General features: G+C 65.5%; 18 protein-coding genes. 7 read left to right on the forward strand and 11 right to left on the reverse strand.

Going from position 1 to position 16,717, the window contains the following annotated elements; genetic code table 11:
* Position 1 precedes the first annotated feature (1 nt).
* The 10 genes from CH285_RS07800 to CH285_RS07845 form a co-directional block, all read right to left on the reverse strand.
* Complete coding sequence (locus tag CH285_RS07800) at positions 2–418, reverse strand: arsenate-mycothiol transferase ArsC (protein ID WP_032406045.1); 417 nt, start codon at positions 416–418, stop codon at positions 2–4.
* Positions 415–837, reverse strand: a complete 423-nt coding sequence (locus CH285_RS07805; RefSeq protein ID WP_032406046.1) for an arsenate reductase ArsC — start codon at positions 835–837, stop codon at positions 415–417. The genes CH285_RS07800 and CH285_RS07805 overlap by 4 nt, the downstream gene beginning before the upstream one ends.
* Entirely contained in the window at positions 837–1,925 is a 1,089-nt protein-coding gene (gene arsB, locus CH285_RS07810) for an ACR3 family arsenite efflux transporter (protein WP_094643595.1), read from the reverse strand. The genes CH285_RS07805 and arsB overlap by 1 nt, the downstream gene beginning before the upstream one ends.
* On the reverse strand, positions 1,922–2,287 hold the full coding sequence (locus tag CH285_RS07815; protein ID WP_027495352.1) for an ArsR/SmtB family transcription factor: 366 nt from the start codon (positions 2,285–2,287) through the stop codon (positions 1,922–1,924). Before CH285_RS07815 ends, arsB begins: the two co-directional genes overlap by 4 nt.
* A 31-nt stretch (positions 2,288–2,318) precedes the next feature.
* Positions 2,319–3,572 (reverse strand): APC family permease, encoded by a 1,254-nt coding sequence (locus CH285_RS07820; RefSeq protein ID WP_032406049.1) that lies wholly within the window; start codon positions 3,570–3,572, stop codon positions 2,319–2,321.
* 79 nt (positions 3,573–3,651) lie between these two features.
* Positions 3,652–4,968: a Na+/H+ antiporter NhaA gene (gene nhaA, locus CH285_RS07825; protein ID WP_032406211.1), complete on the reverse strand. Its 1,317-nt coding sequence runs from the start codon at positions 4,966–4,968 to the stop codon at positions 3,652–3,654.
* 134 nt (positions 4,969–5,102) lie between these two features.
* Positions 5,103–5,477 (reverse strand): DUF3054 domain-containing protein, encoded by a 375-nt coding sequence (locus CH285_RS07830; RefSeq protein WP_032406050.1) that lies wholly within the window; start codon positions 5,475–5,477, stop codon positions 5,103–5,105.
* A gap of 185 nt (positions 5,478–5,662) precedes the next feature.
* On the reverse strand, positions 5,663–6,214 hold the full coding sequence (locus CH285_RS07835) for a YceI family protein (RefSeq protein WP_032367108.1): 552 nt from the start codon (positions 6,212–6,214) through the stop codon (positions 5,663–5,665).
* Between the two features lie 112 nt (positions 6,215–6,326).
* The gene (locus tag CH285_RS07840) at positions 6,327–7,460 is read right to left on the reverse strand and encodes a lysylphosphatidylglycerol synthase transmembrane domain-containing protein (protein ID WP_032390258.1); all 1,134 of its coding nucleotides are present in this window, start codon (positions 7,458–7,460) and stop codon (positions 6,327–6,329) included.
* A 9-nt stretch (positions 7,461–7,469) separates the two neighbouring features.
* Positions 7,470–8,945 carry an adenylate/guanylate cyclase domain-containing protein gene (locus CH285_RS07845; RefSeq protein ID WP_032367437.1) on the reverse strand — a complete coding sequence of 492 codons (1,476 nt, stop codon included), beginning with the start codon at positions 8,943–8,945 and terminating at the stop codon, positions 7,470–7,472.
* 73 nt (positions 8,946–9,018) lie between these two features.
* Here CH285_RS07845 and CH285_RS07850 point away from each other — a divergent pair, with 73 nt between their 5' ends.
* Genes CH285_RS07850 through CH285_RS07865 form a run of 4 tightly spaced genes read left to right on the forward strand, consistent with a single transcriptional unit; the run spans position 9,019 to position 12,340 of the window.
* The gene (locus CH285_RS07850; protein ID WP_373454725.1) at positions 9,019–10,266 is read left to right on the forward strand and encodes an AI-2E family transporter; all 1,248 of its coding nucleotides are present in this window, start codon (positions 9,019–9,021) and stop codon (positions 10,264–10,266) included.
* A complete protein-coding gene (macS, locus tag CH285_RS07855) occupies positions 10,253–11,422 on the forward strand; it encodes a MacS family sensor histidine kinase (RefSeq protein WP_032367106.1) in 1,170 nt (389 codons plus the stop codon). The genes CH285_RS07850 and macS overlap by 14 nt, the downstream gene beginning before the upstream one ends.
* A gap of 35 nt (positions 11,423–11,457) precedes the next feature.
* On the forward strand, positions 11,458–12,084 hold the full coding sequence (locus CH285_RS07860; RefSeq protein WP_027495360.1) for a response regulator: 627 nt from the start codon (positions 11,458–11,460) through the stop codon (positions 12,082–12,084).
* Positions 12,085–12,121: 37 nt separating this feature from the next.
* Positions 12,122–12,340 carry an autophagy-related protein 2 gene (locus CH285_RS07865; protein ID WP_094643594.1) on the forward strand — a complete coding sequence of 73 codons (219 nt, stop codon included), beginning with the start codon at positions 12,122–12,124 and terminating at the stop codon, positions 12,338–12,340.
* 3 nt (positions 12,341–12,343) lie between these two features.
* Here CH285_RS07865 and CH285_RS07870 read toward each other — a convergent pair whose 3' ends face one another.
* On the reverse strand, positions 12,344–12,733 hold the full coding sequence (locus tag CH285_RS07870) for a hypothetical protein (protein WP_032387598.1): 390 nt from the start codon (positions 12,731–12,733) through the stop codon (positions 12,344–12,346).
* 110 nt (positions 12,734–12,843) lie between these two features.
* Between CH285_RS07870 and CH285_RS07875 the strand changes: the two genes are divergently transcribed.
* From CH285_RS07875 to CH285_RS07885, 3 genes are all read left to right on the forward strand, one after another.
* Positions 12,844–13,956 (forward strand): glycosyltransferase, encoded by a 1,113-nt coding sequence (locus CH285_RS07875; protein ID WP_094643629.1) that lies wholly within the window; start codon positions 12,844–12,846, stop codon positions 13,954–13,956.
* A 21-nt stretch (positions 13,957–13,977) separates the two neighbouring features.
* Positions 13,978–14,628, forward strand: coding sequence for a DUF1707 SHOCT-like domain-containing protein (locus CH285_RS07880; RefSeq protein WP_032369502.1), 651 nt, complete (start codon positions 13,978–13,980; stop codon positions 14,626–14,628).
* 75 nt (positions 14,629–14,703) lie between these two features.
* The gene (locus CH285_RS07885; protein ID WP_094643593.1) at positions 14,704–16,617 is read left to right on the forward strand and encodes a DUF2339 domain-containing protein; all 1,914 of its coding nucleotides are present in this window, start codon (positions 14,704–14,706) and stop codon (positions 16,615–16,617) included.
* Positions 16,618–16,717: the final 100 nt, after the last annotated feature.

Genomic DNA, 16,717 nt, shown 5'->3' on the forward strand with positions numbered 1-16,717 from the left:
ATCAGGTTTCCGCGCTGCGCAATCGGGATGCCAGTTCTCCGACGCGGCCCGCGATGTCGTCACGCACCAGACGCATCCGCTCGATGCCGTCGATACCGCGTTCGGACGGTTCGTCGGTGTCCCAGTTCTCGAATCTGGGGCCGTCGACCACGTCTACCTTCGCCTCACCGCCGAGGGTGACGACGTAGTCCATCCGGGCGAGCAGAGCGGGGTCGATCGGTTTCGGTACTTCACCCGACAGATCGACGCCGACTTCGAGGAGCGCCTCGGCCGAGAGTGCATTGACCTTTCCGCCCGGCTTCGTTCCGGCAGAGTGCACTTCGACCGAATCGCCGACGGCCTTGCGCATCAGGCCGGCCGCCATCTGTGATTTGCCGCCGTTCTTGACGCAGACGAACAGCACGCTGGGTGTCGTCATGATGCCGAACTCTGCTTCGCTGGAACCAGTTCGGCGATCAATTCTTCGATTCGACGCTTGATCTCATCGCGAATCGGGCGGACTGCCTCGACGCCTTTTCCTGCCGGATCGGCCAGTGCCCAGTCGCGGTAGCTCACGCCAGGGAACACCGGGCACGCGTCGCCACAGCCCATGGTGATGACGACGTCGGACGTCTCGACGGCCTCGGTGGTCAGGATCTTCGGCGACTGCGACGAGATGTCGATACCGACCTCGGCCATGGCCTCGACCGCTGCCGAGTTGATGGTGTCCGCGGGAGCGCTACCGGCAGAACGTACCTCGACGGTATCACCGGCGAGATGGGTCAGAAATCCGGCGGCCATCTGAGAGCGGCCGGCGTTGTGGACGCAGACGAACAGGACGCTGGGTGTGTCGGACATCAGGAATCCTTCGATGACGTGGTCGTGGAAAGGCTGGGGGAGAACCGCTTCCGTAGGGCGAGGGAGACATAGACGAGGCCGACCAGGACCGGCACCTCGATGAGCGGGCCGACGACCCCGGCGAGTGCCTGCCCGGACGTTGCGCCGTAGGTGGCGATGGCGACCGCGATGGCGAGCTCGAAGTTGTTGCCCGCAGCGGTGAATGCGAGGGTGGTAGTGCGTTCGTAGCCCAGGCCCATGGCGGCACCGAGTGCGTAACCGCCGCCCCACATCACCGCGAAGTAAACCAGCAGAGGCAGCGCGATGCGCACCACGTCCCAGGGCTGTGAGGTGATCCGATCACCCTGCAGTGCAAAGAGAACGACGATGGTGAACAACAGCCCGTAGAGAGCCCACGGGGCGATCCTGGGGATGAACTTCTCCTCGTACCATGTGCGGCCCTTGGCGCGTTCACCGAAGAAGCGCGATGCAAATCCGGCTATCAGCGGGATTCCGAGGAAGATCAGCACCGATTTCGCGATCTGCCACGGCGACGCTTCGATCGTGGTCTGCTCCAGGCCGAGCCAGCCGGGCAGTACCGAGAGGTAGAACCATCCGAGGACGGCGAACATGAAGACCTGGAACACCGAGTTGATCGCCACCAGCACGGCCGCGGCCTCACGGTCTCCGCAGGCGAGGTCGTTCCAGATGATGACCATCGCGATGCATCGAGCGAGGCCGACGATGATCAGGCCGGTCCGGTACTCGGGCAGGTCGGGCAGGAAAAGCCATGCGAGAGCGAACATCAGCGCCGGTCCGAGGACCCAGTTGAGAACGAGCGATCCGATCAGCAGTCGCCTGTCGCCGGTGACGGTGTCGAGGCGGTCGTAGCGGACCTTGGCCAGTACCGGATACATCATGACGAGCAGGCCGACGGCGATCGGCAGCGACACCCCGTCGACGGAGATGGACGACAACGCGTCGTTCAGCCCGGGGACCATGCGCCCCAGGATCAGGCCGACGACCATGGCGACACCGATCCACACCGGGAGGAACCGATCGAGCGTGGAGAGTTTGCCGACGACGGCGGTGTCCGTGGTGGTGCTCATACCGTGACCACCGTGGGGTCCGCGGCGGTGAGTACCGACGACAGTTGTTGCAAGGCAGCTGGAACGACCCAGTAGTAGACCCAGGTTCCGCGTCGCTCACAGTCGAGCAGCCCGGCTTCGCGGAGCACCTTGAGGTGGTGGGAGATCGTCGGTTGCGACAGGTCGAAAGCGGGGGAGATGTCACACACGCACGCTTCGCCGCCGGCATGACTGGCGACGAGGCTGAGCAACCGCAGGCGCACAGGATCGCCCAACGCCTTGAACATGCGGGCCAGATCCCCGGCCCAGTCCACGGTCAGCGGTTCGTGGACGAGCGGCGAACAGCATGCGCCGGCCGAGGAGGTCAGGTCTTGATTCGACATTGGTCTATATTGACCCTTGTCGAATCAGCCGTCAAGTGAACAGTCGCTGAACCCGGACCAGACGGTAGAGGACGCCGAGCAGTGTCACAACGGTGCCGATCGCGATCGACGACAAGGGCAGCGTGGCAATGAGAACCAGGCATCCGAGCGCTCCGAGCGCCTGCAGGGGGCGCGGATAGCGTCGGTGTTCGGTGCCCTGGGTGTACGCGCTGACGTTGGCGACGAGGTAGTACAGCAGCACTCCGAAGGACGAGAAGCCGATGGCGTCACGAAGATCCACTAGCAGGATTGCGGCACTGACGATCGCCGCCAGAGTGATCTCGGCCCGGTGCGGCACCGAGTAACGAGGGTGGACCGCAGTCAGATACGACGGCAGATCATGGTGGCGGGCCATCGCCAACGACGTGCGTCCGATACCGGCGATCAAGGCCAGCAACGCTCCGAGCGCGGCCAGTCCGGCACCGATGCGCATGACAGGTGATGCCCACGAATACCCGGACGTCACAACGAGATCGACCAGCGGAGCCGACGACGAGGCCAGTAGGTCCGGGCCCAATACCGTCAACAATGTCACGGCAACCGCTGCATAGATCAGCAACGCGATGCCGAGTGCAGAGACGATGGCCCGTGGAATGGTGCGCTCGGGCCGCACCACTTCCTCGCCGAGGGTGGCGATGCGCGCGTAGCCGGCGAAGGCGAAGAACAGCAATCCCGCGGACTGCAGAATTCCGTACCAGCCGTCCCCGGTGAGGGATCCCGAAGCGCCGATGCCGTTGCCCGGCGAGCCGGCGAAGCCCAGAACCACCCCGATGACGAGGATGGCGAGCACCGCGGTGACGAGGATCTTCGTCAGCAGCGCCGTGCGAGTGATACCGAAGTAGTTCACCACCGTCAACGCGACAATGGCAAGAATCGCAACGACTTTCGTATAGCCGGAAGGGGCGACGTAGGCCGCGAACACCATCGCCATGGCCGCCGAGCTTGCGGTCTTGCCGATGACGAAGGTCCAGCCGGCGAGGAAGCCGGGCCACTCACCGAGTTGTTCGCGACCGTAGATGTACGTCCCGCCCGACGTCGGATACTGGGCGGCGAGTTGCGCGGACGACGTCGCGTTGCAGAACGCGACGACAGCCGCGATGGCGAGACCGATCAGCAAGCCGGCACCCGCTGCGGCCGACGCGGGAGCGAACGATGCGAACACTCCCGCCCCGACCATCGAGCCGACACCGATGACGACTGCATCGACAAGGCCCAGTCGACGGGCCAGCGGCTGTGGGTCGGTCATGCCTGGACCCGGATGTCGATCACGGCGACAACTGTAGAGGCCCCTTACCAGTGGCAACAGACCAGATGTCGGCCGCGGTCTACTTCTTCTGCTGGTACACGTCCGGAATTCCGTCGTGGTCGTCGTCGCGGGTCTCTTCGATGTGGAAGTCCCGGTACGCCTTGTTGCGGGTACGCAGAATGATCGACGCGATGGTTGCGGCAACGATCGAACCGGTCAGCACACCGACCTTCACGTGATCGTCGCGCTCTGTTCCTTCACCGAATGCCAGATCGCCGATCAGCAGCGACACCGTGAAACCGATACCGGCGAGCATCGCGACGCCGAAGACGTCGAGCCATTTCAAGCCGGCATCGAGGGTGGCCCGGGTGAAGCGCGAGACCAGGTAGGTGGTGCCGAAGATGCCGATGGCCTTGCCGATGACGAGGCCGGCGATGATGCCGATGGCAATCGGGTCGGTCAGGGCGCTGGCCAGGCCGGAGAAGCCGCCGACAGTCACACCGGCTGCACAGAAGGCGAACAGCGGAACCGCGATACCCGCGGAGATGGGTCGGATCTTGTGCTCGAAATGCTCGGCGAGACCGGGGCCCGCATCGGGGCCGCCGTTCGCCTTGCTCCGGATCACCGGGACGGCGAAGCCGAGCAGAACGCCTGCGACGGTGGCGTGGACACCCGACTCGTGCATGAGCACCCACGTCACCACGGCCAGCGGGATGAGCACCCACCACGAGCGGACGCGCATCTGCACGGCGACGGCGAACAGCGCGAGCGGGATCAGCGTCAGGCCGAGCGCAATGAAGTTGATGTCGTCGGTGTAGAAGATCGCGATGACGCTGACGGCCAAAAGGTCGTCGACCACGGCCAGAGTCAGCAGGAAGGTTCGCAGCGCTGTCGGCAGATGCGTGCTGATCACAGCGAGAACGGCCACGGCGAACGCGATGTCGGTCGCGGTGGGAATGGCCCAGCCGAGCAGAGCGCCATCCCCGGTGCCGAGGTTGAACAGCACGAAAATGACTGCGGGAACTACCATTCCGCCGATCGCCGCGGCCACCGGAAGTGCCGCCCGTGCCGGATCGCGCAGATCACCGGCAACGAACTCGCGTTTGAGTTCGAGTCCGACGACGAAGAAGAAGATGGCCAACAGCCCGTCGGCGGCCCACGTCGACAGAGTCAGATCGAGATGCAGAGCCGACGGCCCGACGCGAGTGCTCATCAATGTGTCGTAGGCGGCGGACCACGGTGAGTTGGCCCACACGAGCGCGACCACGGTGGCAACGAGAAGCAATGCGCCGCCGACGGTCTCTTTGCGCAAGACCTGTGCGATGCGGTCGGCCTCGGACCAGGAACCGCGAGAGAACAGCGGCAATCTCTCTTTGGGAATCGGTGAATCAGACACGGGAACAACGCCTTTCGGTAGCAACGTCGTGCCGAGCGCGTCCGCCGAGTCGACGGACATGTGCGCAGCACAGAACTATTGCCGACCAGACTTCCCGGCGCACCGTGAATGATCCTATCGCGAAAAGGTCCCTGTCACCGAACCGAGGGAATGAATCTGGCGATCGCGCGCCAGCCGAGCAGCAGAACCGCGGTGGAAATCGTCGCAACGATGATGAACGCGGTAGCGGTTCCCTGACCTGTCGCCGTGCGCAGGATCATGCCTCCGACGACCGTGGTGACCCACACCAAAATGCCCGTCGGAACGACGAGGAACGCGTCGAACTTGTTGCGGTACAGAGCGAACGCAGCGATCCAGCCGACAGCGGCACCGACGACGAACGGCCACGCGGTGCGGAAGAGGCCGGACAGCGCGGTGGCTTCGTCGTGACTGCGACGGCCGATCGCGGCGAATAGCACGATCATGACGAGATCGAGGACGGCAGCGACGGCCGGGGAACGAAACTTCACCGGCCCACTGTAGGACACCGACGCGAACAGCCCGCGCCTACGAGTGCAGGTGCGGGCCGTTCGATGCCACTGGATCCCGCCCCCAGGTCCGGATCAATGTGGGTTTCAGTCGGTTGGACTGCAACAAAGGCGCATTGAATCCGGAAGGCGAGGGGTCAATCCGGAAGGAGTAGAGGGGGTGAAACTTACGCCTGGAGGCCGGCCTCGATGTCGAGGTTCAGGACAATCTTGTCGCCGACGACTGCGCCGCCGCCTTCGAGGGGCATGTCGATGCTGATGCCGAAGTCCTTGCGGTTGATGGTGGTGCTGGCTTCGAAGCCTGCGACCGGTCCGTTGCCCATGCCGGCGTTGACGCCGTTGAACTCGAGCTTGAGGTCGATGGACTTGGTGACGCCGTGGAGGGTGAAGTCTCCGGTGACGACGAAGTCTCCGCCGTCGGCCTTGACCGAGGTGGACTTGAACGTCGCGGTCGGGAACTTCTCGACCTCGAAGAAGTCGGCGGTCTTGAGGTGGCCGTCGCGCTGCTCGTTGTCGGTGGTGATCGATGTGACGTCGATCTCGGCGTCGACGGACGGGGTGCCGTCGGCGGCGACGGTGACGGTGCCGCTGAAGTTCTGGAAACGGCCGCGGACCTTGCTGACCACCAGGTGGCGGACGGTGAATCCGACGGTGGAGTGGGTGGGATCGATGGCCCAGGTGCCTGCGGTGAGCTCGGGAAGCGCGATGGCGGTGGTCATGAGGACTCCTTGTTGGGTTGAAGTTTCAAACTCATAGTACACAAGCGGACCGGGGTCCGTATATATTCCGGGTGAACGAACAGTGACGGATGCCATACCGAACGGCACGGGGCTACGCGGTCTCCGGATCGCCGTTGGAGTCGCGATCGTGCTCGGCGGCTCGGCCGAGATCGGAGGTCTCCTGCCGCTCGAGGGCGATGTCGAATTCGAGATCGGCGTGCTGGTGCTTACGGAACAGGACGAGGAACACGATCCACCCGACGATGGCAACCAGGATGAAGCTGACCCCGCGATAGACCAGGGCCGACGCCACTGCCTGAGATGCGGTGATGGACGCGGCGCTGGTCAGGAACGCGATGAGGGTGGCGTCGACGACCACGAGGCCACCGGGTGCGAGCGGAACGGATCCGACGGCCTTACCCGCCGCGAATGCGATGAACAGCCCGGACAGTCGTGGATCTGCGCCGACGGCGAAGCACGCGAACGCCAGGCACGCGACGTCCGCGAGCCGGTGCACGGCCGACCAGGACAGTGTGAGCGCGCCGTCCCGCTTGCCGAGCTGTACGGATTGGATCTGGCCGATGACCTTGTCGATGGCCTCGGCTCCGGCGTCGAGATCGTGGTTGCGGAACGCGTTGTACTTGCGCAGACCCCAGCGGGCGAACTGTTTGATGGACTCCGGGTGGTTCGAGATGTATCGGACAGCGGCCACGATCGCGATGACGCCGATGATCGGGAGCACCACGGTGAAGGTATTGAACGAACTACCGACAACCAGTCCGCCGGCAACGCCGAGCACTGCCAACCCGGCCGCAGCGATGACGCCGGAGATGGCGAGCTGCCAGGAGGCGACAACCGGACTCGCACCCCAGCGTCGGGTCTCGCGGTAGGTGAAGGCCGTCGAGAACACCTGGCCGGCGGGCAGAGTGAGCGACATTGCGGTGCTGCCGTAGATGACGGCCACGGACTTGCGTTGACGCACCTGTACGCCGCCCGCGTCGAGCAGCTGCTTCTGGACTCGGCCGAACGCGCTGAGCGACACGGCTTGGGCAAATACGCACGCAGCCAGCCAGCCCCAATGGATTTCTCGTACTGCTGTCCAGGATTCGTGCAGCCGTGGCCACAGGTAAATTGCCTCGCCCACCAGCAGCGCGACCAGGGCAATGGCGGCGATCCACTTGACCCATCTCAGCCGGTTTCGCGGGCGCCGCGCTGCGGGTCCGCTGGTCGAGCTGGGGTCGGGCATTCTGTCAGACTAACCGTCACTCGAGGAGGAGTCGGGATACTCCACCGGCCAGGCCAGGTGGGTTGCCCGTCGTCGGCCACGCAGTTGCACCTGGTCGCCCAACTCCCACTGTTCCTGCTCCTCGTCGTCGGCGAAGTACAGGGCCGAGGTGGATGCCAGAACGCGTCCGGGCCGCAGTTTCGCCAGTTCGGTGAGCCGCGACGCCTCGTTGACCGGGTCTCCGATGACCGTGTACTCGAAGCGCTCGGACGCGCCGATGTTGCCGGCGACGGCCAGTCCCGCCGACACCCCGATGCCGATGTCGAGTCCGGTGATCTCGTCCAGAGCGAAACGCAGTTCACGCGCCGCGGCCAAGGCCGCGGTGGGAGCGTCGGGACGGTCGAGCGGCGCCCCGAAGATCGCCAGCGCCGCGTCGCCCATGAATTTGTTGACGAAGCCGTGGTGGCGTCCGACGACGTCGACGACCACCCGGAAGAACTCGTTGAGCAACACCACGACCTCACTCGGCGGGCGTTCCGACGCGGTGGCGGTGGATCCGACCATGTCGACGAACAGCACGGCGACGAATCGTGTCTCGCCGCCCAGTTCGGTACCGAACTGCAGTGCTCGACGCGCCACGTCCTCGCCGACGTGCTGGCCGAACAGCTGACGCAGGACGCGTCGCTCGGCGGATTCCTCCATCATGCGGTTGAAGCCGACCTGGAGGCGACCGATCTCGCTGCCGTCGAACACGTCGACCTCGACGTCGGTCTCGCCGCGCTGCACGCGTTCGATGGCGTTGTGCAGTTGGCTGATCGGGTCGGAGATCTGGCTCGCCGTGAGCATCGACAGGACGAAGGCCTGCACGATGGCCAGCACACTGAGCAGGATGATGGCCACGGCCAGTGCGTTCGGCGAGAACACCAGGTCGGTCGTCAGCTGGGTGGCACACAGCAAGATGATGCCGATGACGGGCATCAACGTGCCCAGTCCCCACGTCATGGCCATGCGGGTACCGACGCCGGGCGTCATCGTGCGATCGAAGCGGCCTTCGCTCAGTGCCAATGCGGCGACCGGGCGCAGGATGCGTTCGCCGAGCATGTAGGTGAAACCGAAGGTGACGGTGGCGGCCATGCCGACGGTGACGATGACGGCGATGGACAGCGACGGCATCTCCGCGATGGTCAGCAGCACGAAGATGATGCCGCCGATGATCCACAGAATCAGGTGCACGATGGCCTGACGCAGCGGCGCGTGCAGCGTCGTCATCTGTTCCTTGCGGGTGGGCGGGCCGCCGCGGAGCTGCCACCTGATGACCGAGCGCAGCAGTGTGTACGCGTAGATCAGGCTGACCACGAGCGCCACACCGAGGTATGCCCCGAAGATGTACACGTTGCGGACGCGATCGGCGACGATCGATTGCGACTCCGGAATGGGCAGACCGTAGCGAACGAAGGCGAATACGAGCACGGCACCGAACACATTGGCGATGAGCATCGAGAGCATATAGAGCGGCCAGCGACTCTTCAGGGTGAGCGAGACCGCTCGGAAAGATGCCAGCACAGGTTAAATTTAGCGGGTGAGCACCGACGAGTTGCGGGCGCAAGGTACGGGGGCGTCCCCGCGCCTCACTTCGGCCGCAGATTCGGTCCATCCGCTGGTACGGGTTGGAGCGGAATGGACGTGGCGACTGCTGGTCCTGTTTGCCGGATTCATCACTTTTGCCTATGTGATCGCCAAATTGAGCACGGTGGTCATCCCGCTGGGTCTGGCGCTGCTGGCGGCCGCTCTGCTGGTGCCGATCGTCGACTGGATGCAGCGTCGAGGAGTGCCGCGTGTCGCTGCGGTGATCATCGTGATCATCGCCAGCATCGGCGTCGTCGCCGGAATCATGACGTTCATCGTCGAGCAGTTCATCGAGGGGCTGCCGCAGGTGGGCGATCAGTTCACCCAATCGATCAACAGCGTCGAGGAGTGGCTCAGCAACGGGCCGCTGCACATCAGCGAAGACCAGATTCGGCAAGCGACCGACAATCTGGTCAAGGTTATCCAGGACAACCAGGAGGCCGTCACCAGTGGGGCGTTGACCACGGCGACGGTGATCGGCGAAATTCTGACCGGGGCGCTGCTGACGCTGTTCACGCTGATCTTCTTCCTGTACGGCGGTGATCAGATCTGGCAGTTCGTCACCCGGCTGGCACCGACGAAGGCGCGCAAGAAGATTCGCACAGCCGGCATCCAAGGTTTCGGGTCGCTCGTGGGATACGTCCGCGCGACGGTGGCCGTCGCCGCAGCCGACGCGGTGGGCATCGGAGCCGGGCTCGCCATTCTCGGTGTACCGCTGGCACTTCCGTTGGCCTCGCTGGTGTTCATCGGCGCATTCATACCGATCATCGGTGCCGTGCTGACCGGATTCGTCGCAGTGTTCATCGCCCTGGTGACGAAGGGGCTCATCACCGCCGTCATCACCCTGGGCATCGTGATCGCGGTCATGCAGCTCGAAGGCCATGTGCTGCAGCCACTTCTGCTCGGCCGCGCCGTTCGGCTGCACCCACTGGCCGTCGTCCTGTCCATCACCGTCGGCATTCTGCTCGCGGGCATCGTGGGCGGCTTGCTGGCGGTCCCGATCGTCGCGGTGCTGAACACCGCCGTCCGGTCGCTGCTCGCCGACGACCCCGACGAGGTGTACGAGGAACTCGATGTCAGCGACACGCTGTACTCGGCCGAACCCAGCGACCCGCACACTCCTCCCGGTTCGTCCGAGCCCGATCGACTTGCCAAGGGGGAGCTGAACACTGCAGACCCGAAGACCGATGCGGACGACTGACCGAGTGCGGCCGACGCTGAACTCGGCCGATCCCGACAGCCCGCTGTGGCGGGCCTCGCAGGCCTTCCGTCTGGTCACTCTCGTGTACGCCGTCAGCTATCAGGCCGCGACCGTCGACAACTACACCAACCCGCGGCTGAGTTGGGCGTTGGTCGCCCTGATGGCCGTATGGTCCGGAGCTTCGGCACTCCTGCTCTCGCGGGCCACCCTGCCGCGCTGGCAGGTGGTGCTCGCAGATCAGATCATCGTGATCGCCCTGATGGCGTCGACGCGGTTGGTGGCCGACTACGACTGGTACAGCACCCGCCAGACCCTGCCCACAACCCTGTGGGCCACCAACGCCGTCATCTCCGCCGCAATTCTGTTGGGGCCCAAGGGTGGTATCGCCTCGGGTGTGGTGATGTCGTTGGTCAGTGCCCTGGTACGAGACAGGTTCGACACCGACCTGTGGTCGGACGCCACCGCCCCGGTACTGCTGTCGGCCGGGCTCGCGTTGGGGTTGGCGTCGAACACCGCCCGGCGCGCCCACGAGGAATTGCGCAGTGCGGCACGGTTGGCCGCGATCACCGAGGAGCGGGAGCGGCTGGCCCGACAGGTGCACGACGGGGTTCTGCAGGTGCTGGCCCTCGTCCGCCGTCGAGGTCTCGAAATAGGCGGGCCGGCAGCCGAACTCGCGGAGCTCGCCGGTGAGCAAGAAGTCGCTCTACGCGTGCTGATCTCCGAACAGTCGGCTCCGCGAGACGATCACACCGGATCGATCGTCGACGTGCGCGCCCTGCTGCGTACTCAGGCCGGCACGTCGATCTCGGTGTCGACTCCCGCCGACCCGGTGCTCGTCGAATCCGACGTCGCCGAGGAACTCGCTGCCGTCGTGACCACTGCCCTGTCCAATGTCGAGCTTCACGCAGGTGCCGATGCGAAGGCCTACGTACTGCTCGAAGACGTCGACGGAGAGCTGATCCTGAGCATTCGTGACGACGGCCGCGGAATACCCGCCGGACGGCTCGCCGCCGCTGAGGCCGAGGGCCGGATGGGCGTCTCGAAGTCCATCCTCGGCCGGGTCGAATCTCTCGGTGGTACTGCGATACTCGACACCGGAGAGGGCGAGGGCACCGAATGGGAAATTCGGGTTCCGCGAACGAGAGGAGCGAGATGACCGGCGACGAGAATCCGAACGCCGAGATCGCGGTGATGGTCGTCGACGATCACCCCATGTGGCGTGACGGCGTCGCCCGGGATCTCGAGGCCGCCGGATTTCGGGTGGTCGCCACCGCGGACGGAGTAGCCGCGGCCGGACGCCGCGCCCGAGCGACCACTCCCGACGTCGTCCTCATGGACATGCATCTGCCCGACGGGAACGGTGCCGATGCCACCGTCGCAGTGCTGGACGCGTCCCCGAAATCCACGATTCTGGTGCTCTCGGCATCGGCGGAACGCAGCGACGTGCTCGACGCGATCAAAGCTGGTGCGACGGGTTACCTGGTCAAGAGCGCATCGGCGGAGGAGCTGTTCGACGCCGTCCGCGCCACCGCAGCCGGACAAGCGGTGTTCACCCCGGGTCTGGCTGGTTTGGTTCTCGGCGAATTCCGGCGGATGTCGTCGTCACCGGAGCCGGAGTCCGATACCCGCCCCACGTTGACCGAGCGCGAGACCGAGGTGCTCAGGCTGGTCGCAAAGGGGCTCAGCGCCAAGCAAATTGCGACCCGTTTGACGCTCAGCCACCGGACGGTCGAGAACCACGTGCAGGCGACACTGCGAAAACTGCAGCTGGCCAACCGCGTCGAATTGACGCGGTACGCCATCGAAAAGGGTCTGTAGGGGTTTGCGACCCGGCCCGACGGGCACTCTTGACCCCATGACCGACAACGAAGCAGTGGACACGACAGTCGATCCGGCCGAGCACACGAAGGGCGTCGACGCCGACCAGGATCAGACCGGTGCCGAGCGCACCGAGGCCATCGACGAATTCGACGGCCATCTGGACGGGTCGGGCGAGGAGTCCGAGCTTCCGACGCCGGAGCCGACCGAGGTGGCCGACAAGAGCGACGAGAAGACCGTCACCCGGTCCGAGTAGCCCCTACTGGGCACACAGCCTGCCGAGCGCGAATTTGGCGATCGGCAGGTAGGGCAGAACCAGCGGCAGCGGGCCGTCGATGGTGATCCACGCCCTGGTTCCACTGGGTCGGGAGACGACACCATGAGCCAGATCCACGCCGATGGCCCTGTTCTGGAACCACGCCGACCACGCCCACGTCCACGACTGCTCATCCACCGAGTGCACCTCGAAATCGATCGGCACCCCCAACGGTCCCAGCACTCGGCCGGTGGTGTCGGAGTCGAGGCGTTCGCCCCGGTATTCGACGCCCATGATCTGCGGAGCCCAGGTCTTCCAGATCGTCGGGTCCATGTATCGCTCCCAGACCTCGGGTGCCGGGGCGTCGCCGGTGGATTGCAGTGTCACTCGCATTGCTCTCACGTACCCGCTGGTAGCGGTCTCCACACGGATATTCGCCGAACGTTCGGTCAACATCCACCGCCGTGGCATCGGGTGGACGTCCGGCTGGAGAGACTGAGCAGGTGCGCATCGTTCAACTGGCGAACTTCTACGGGCCGCGGTCCGGCGGTCTGCGGACGGCCGTCGACCAGCTGGGATCGGGCTACGTGGCCGCTGGTCACGACGTCACGCTGATCGTGCCGGGTGCCCGGTGGAGTGAGACGACGCTGCAGTCGGGAGTGACGCGTGTCGAGGTGCCGGCGCCGAAAGTTCCGTTCACCGGCGGCTACCGTGTGGCCGACCCGCGGCGAGTGGCCTCGATCGCGTCGGGTCTACGTCCGGACGTGATCGAAGTGTCGGATCGGCTCACCCTGCGCGGAATGGGCAGGTGGGCGTCTCGTCGCGACATCCGCAGCGTGATGATCTCTCACGAGCGCCTCGACCGGCTGCTGGCTCAGACGATGCCGATGCGGTACGCCCGGTCCCTCGCCGACGCGGCCAACCGACGCACTGCCGAGTCGTACGACGCCGTCGTCTGCACCACCGAGTTCGCACAGCAGGAATTCGATCGAATCGGAACGCCCAACGTCCATCGAGTCCCGCTCGGCGTCGATCTCGAGCTGTTCCATCCCCGACGACGCCGAGCCGGCGCGCGCTCGGCATGGCTGGGTAGCGCCGACCGGCTGCTGGTCCATTGCGGCCGACTGTCGGTGGAAAAGCATGTCGAGACCAGTATCGATTCGCTTGCCGCGCTCTGCGATTCGGGTATGCGGGCTCGGTTGGTCATTGCCGGCGACGGCCCCCGACGAGCGGGCCTCGAACGACGTGCCCGCGGGCTGCCCGTCGACTTCCTCGGCTTCGTCGACGGCAGGTCGGCCGTCGCCGAGCTGCTCGCCTCGGCCGACATCGCTCTCGCGCCGGGACCGCACGAGACATTCGGCCTCGCGGCATTGGAATCGCTCGCCGCGGGCACACCCGTCGTCGTCTCCGAAACCTCGGCACTGGCCCAGATCGTCACCCCGCAATGCGGTGGATCCTCGATCAACACCGCCGACGGCTTCGCAGCGGAAATCCAACGGCTGCTTCGACTTCCGGCCGACGGACGCCGGATCGCGGCGAGAATACGCGCCGAAGAGTTCGGCTGGCCCGCATCGGTACACGGAATGTTGTCGGTTCTCCGCGGGCACGCCGCCTGAGAACTTCGCTACCCTGGGCCCATGGAGGCCAGAGATCTGCGAGTGTCCGATGCCGAACGCGAGCACGTCGGGCAGCTGCTGCAACGAGCAGTCGGCCAAGGCATGTTGTCGCTCGGTGAGTTCACCGAAAGAATGGACACCGCTCTGGCGTCGAAGACCCGGGGCGAGCTGAACTCGGTGCTCGCCGATCTACCGGGCATGCAGATCGCCGGCGAGCACCTCCCGTCGCCGAAACCCTTCGCCGATCCCACCCCACAACCGACGCCGCGCCGCGTCGTGCAGGAGCACTGGGGACACGGCGGCGGTACCCCGGACACGGTGCGCGGCAGCATGTCCACCATCACCCGCAAAGGCCCGTGGAACGTACCGCGCCGGTTGAACGTGGTGACGCGGCTGTCGTCGGTGACACTCGACTTCACGCAGGCCGTCATGGTCAGCCAGGTCGTCGACATCCACGTCGACGACTACTGCAGCTCGGTCACGTTGATTCTCCCGACCGAAGCCACCGCCGACGTCAACGGTGCCGAGGCCGTCGCAGGTACCGTCACCAACAAGGTGCGCACCGGCCCGCCGTACGGACCGCTGCACGTGGTGCTCACCGGGAAGGTCCGCTTCGGTTCCCTCACCGTCAAGCACCCCTTCGGTAGCTCGTTCCGTAAAATTTTCGGATAGTCGGGCTGGACTACTCGAGGGATCCGGGTAGCACTACTCAGGCTATCGAGCCGCCCGGCCCGCAGGATCTATCCCATGACTTCTTCCCAGAACTCCGGGCTGGACCCGCAACTCGTCGCGCGCCTGTCCAGCCGCTTCGATTCCTTGGGCGACCACATGCGTCAGGTGGCCGTCGACCTGCAGACATTGCAGTCGCAGCTCGGTACTGCACCCACTTCCGTGCCCGTTTCGGCTCCCGCCAGGCAACAGCCGGTGCCGCGGTCGTATGTGCCGACCGTCCCTCCGCAGACGTTCTCGGCGCCCCAGATGCCTGCACCGCAGCAGCCCTGTGCCGCGCGCGGCCCGGTGTCGGCACCTCCGGTCACGCCGCCTCCTGCGGTCGGCCGGTCCATGGCAGCCCCGCCGTTGCGAGGGCCGGTGGTCGCGCCGCGGCCCCCCGCTCCGACCCGTGAGCCGTGGTGGCAACGAGACGGCGTCATCAGTCGCCTGCTCGCCGTCGCAGGCGCGGGTGTCACGCTCGTCGGCGTCGTGATGCTGCTGGTTCTGGCCGCACAGGCCGGCTGGTTCGGGCCGCCTCTGCGCGTCGCCGCAGGCGGGGTGTTCTCCCTCGCACTGATCGGTGCCGGTGTGCGAGTGTTCGGTCGCTCCGGAGGACGCGTCGGCGGAATTGCTCTGGCCGCTACGGGTATTGCGGGTCTGTACCTCGACGTTCTGGCGACGTCCGTCCTGTACGGCTGGCTCGATCCGGTGATCGGCCTGATCGCTGCATTCGGAATCGCCGCTGCGGGAACAGCTCTCGCAGTGCAGTGGAAGTCGCAGCCGATGGCGGTATTGATTCTCGCCGGAGTCGCGGCGTGTGGCCCCATCCTGACCGACGGTCCGACCCTGGCCCTGATCGCGTTCTTCATCGCCACCTACATTGCGAGCTTCCCGGCCCAGATCGGCCGTGATTGGCCGCTGCTGCAGATCGTCCGAACCCTTCCCCTCGTCGGCACGGTCCTGATAGCGCTGGTCGGCACCGACCTGTCCGAACCGACCGACTATCGACTGCTTCTCGTCGTCCTGCTGGTGGCTGCGTCCGGGATGAGCATGTCTCTGGAACTGCTGCGCCGCAACGTCTCCGACGTGGTGGCCACCGTCATGACGGCTCTGGCTGCGCTGCCGCTGTTGATCTCGGCGAGCGTGTTCGATCGGTGGACCACCGTGACCGTGCAGTTGGTTCTGGTGGCCGCGGCACTGGTGATCGTGTTGCTGGTGCACTGGCTACCGGCGCATGCCCGCATCACGGTCTCGATCATCGGTGCCGTGGCAATGCTGCAGGCCGCAGTCGAATCGACGACGGTCGACGTGCGTCCGGTAGTGCTGTTCGCGGTTGCCCTGGCGCTGTTCGCCGCGGCCCACCGCACCCGCTTGTCGTTGGCGTACCTGATCGGAAGCGCGTTCGGTGTGATCGGTGCGTTGACCTTCGTCTCGATCTCCCCGCCGGAGGCTCTCCTGGACTCCGATCACGCTGCCGGGAACGCGGGCATCATCATCGGCGGAATACTGCTCGCTGCAACAGCATTCGCGTTCGCCTATGTCCTGACCGAACTGAAACTCCTCGACGACGGAATGCAGACCCTCGCCATCGTCTCCGGAGTGCTCGCCCTGTACGGCCTCACCTCGGCCACCGTGAGCCTGGGAACCTCGATCGGCGGCAACACCACCGGATTCACCGCCGGGCACACTGCCGCCACGATCGAGTGGATGATCGCCGCATTCGCCCTGCTGGCCTTCGGATTGCGGAGTGTCGCCCACGCTCACCTGGCTCTGCTGGCCGGACTGTCCCTGACCGCCGCCTCCATCGCCAAACTGTTCCTGTTCGACCTCGTCGCCCTGGACGGCCTGTTCCGCGTCATCGCCTTCATCGCAGTCGGCTTGTTGCTGCTGATCGCGGGGACCCGATACGCCAAGGTATTCGCGGACCGAGAGGGAGCGGTCACCTCCTGACCACCGCTGCCTCCTGACCCCCGCTGCGTGAATGGACCACTGCACACGTCTCGACGGTGTGCAGTGGTCCATTCACGCGTTGCCGGGGAGGGGTGCCTCC

Source organism: Rhodococcus sp. 05-2256-B1 (assembly GCF_002258465.1).
Classification (GTDB): Bacteria; Actinomycetota; Actinomycetes; order Mycobacteriales; family Mycobacteriaceae; genus Rhodococcoides; species Rhodococcoides fascians.

Bases quoted from the DNA above. Each gene is read 5' to 3' on its own strand.
- CH285_RS07840 (WP_032390258.1), bottom strand. From the start codon at position 7,460: ATGCCCGACCCCAGCTCGACCAGCGGACCCGCAGCGCGGCGCCCGCGA.
- CH285_RS07860 (WP_027495360.1), top strand. From the start codon at position 11,458: ATGGTCGTCGACGATCACCCCATGTGGCGTGACGGCGTCGCCCGGGAT.
- macS (WP_032367106.1), top strand. From the start codon at position 10,253: ATGCGGACGACTGACCGAGTGCGGCCGACGCTGAACTCGGCCGATCCC.
- arsB (WP_094643595.1), bottom strand. From the start codon at position 1,925: ATGAGCACCACCACGGACACCGCCGTCGTCGGCAAACTCTCCACGCTC.
- CH285_RS07880 (WP_032369502.1), top strand. From the start codon at position 13,978: ATGGAGGCCAGAGATCTGCGAGTGTCCGATGCCGAACGCGAGCACGTC.
- CH285_RS07805 (WP_032406046.1), bottom strand. From the start codon at position 837: ATGTCCGACACACCCAGCGTCCTGTTCGTCTGCGTCCACAACGCCGGC.
- CH285_RS07800 (WP_032406045.1), bottom strand. From the start codon at position 418: ATGACGACACCCAGCGTGCTGTTCGTCTGCGTCAAGAACGGCGGCAAA.
- CH285_RS07865 (WP_094643594.1), top strand. From the start codon at position 12,122: ATGACCGACAACGAAGCAGTGGACACGACAGTCGATCCGGCCGAGCAC.
- CH285_RS07845 (WP_032367437.1), bottom strand. From the start codon at position 8,945: ATGCTCTCGATGCTCATCGCCAATGTGTTCGGTGCCGTGCTCGTATTC.
- CH285_RS07835 (WP_032367108.1), bottom strand. From the start codon at position 6,214: ATGACCACCGCCATCGCGCTTCCCGAGCTCACCGCAGGCACCTGGGCC.
- CH285_RS07815 (WP_027495352.1), bottom strand. From the start codon at position 2,287: ATGTCGAATCAAGACCTGACCTCCTCGGCCGGCGCATGCTGTTCGCCG.
- CH285_RS07820 (WP_032406049.1), bottom strand. From the start codon at position 3,572: ATGACCGACCCACAGCCGCTGGCCCGTCGACTGGGCCTTGTCGATGCA.
- CH285_RS07870 (WP_032387598.1), bottom strand. From the start codon at position 12,733: ATGCGAGTGACACTGCAATCCACCGGCGACGCCCCGGCACCCGAGGTC.
- CH285_RS07885 (WP_094643593.1), top strand. From the start codon at position 14,704: ATGACTTCTTCCCAGAACTCCGGGCTGGACCCGCAACTCGTCGCGCGC.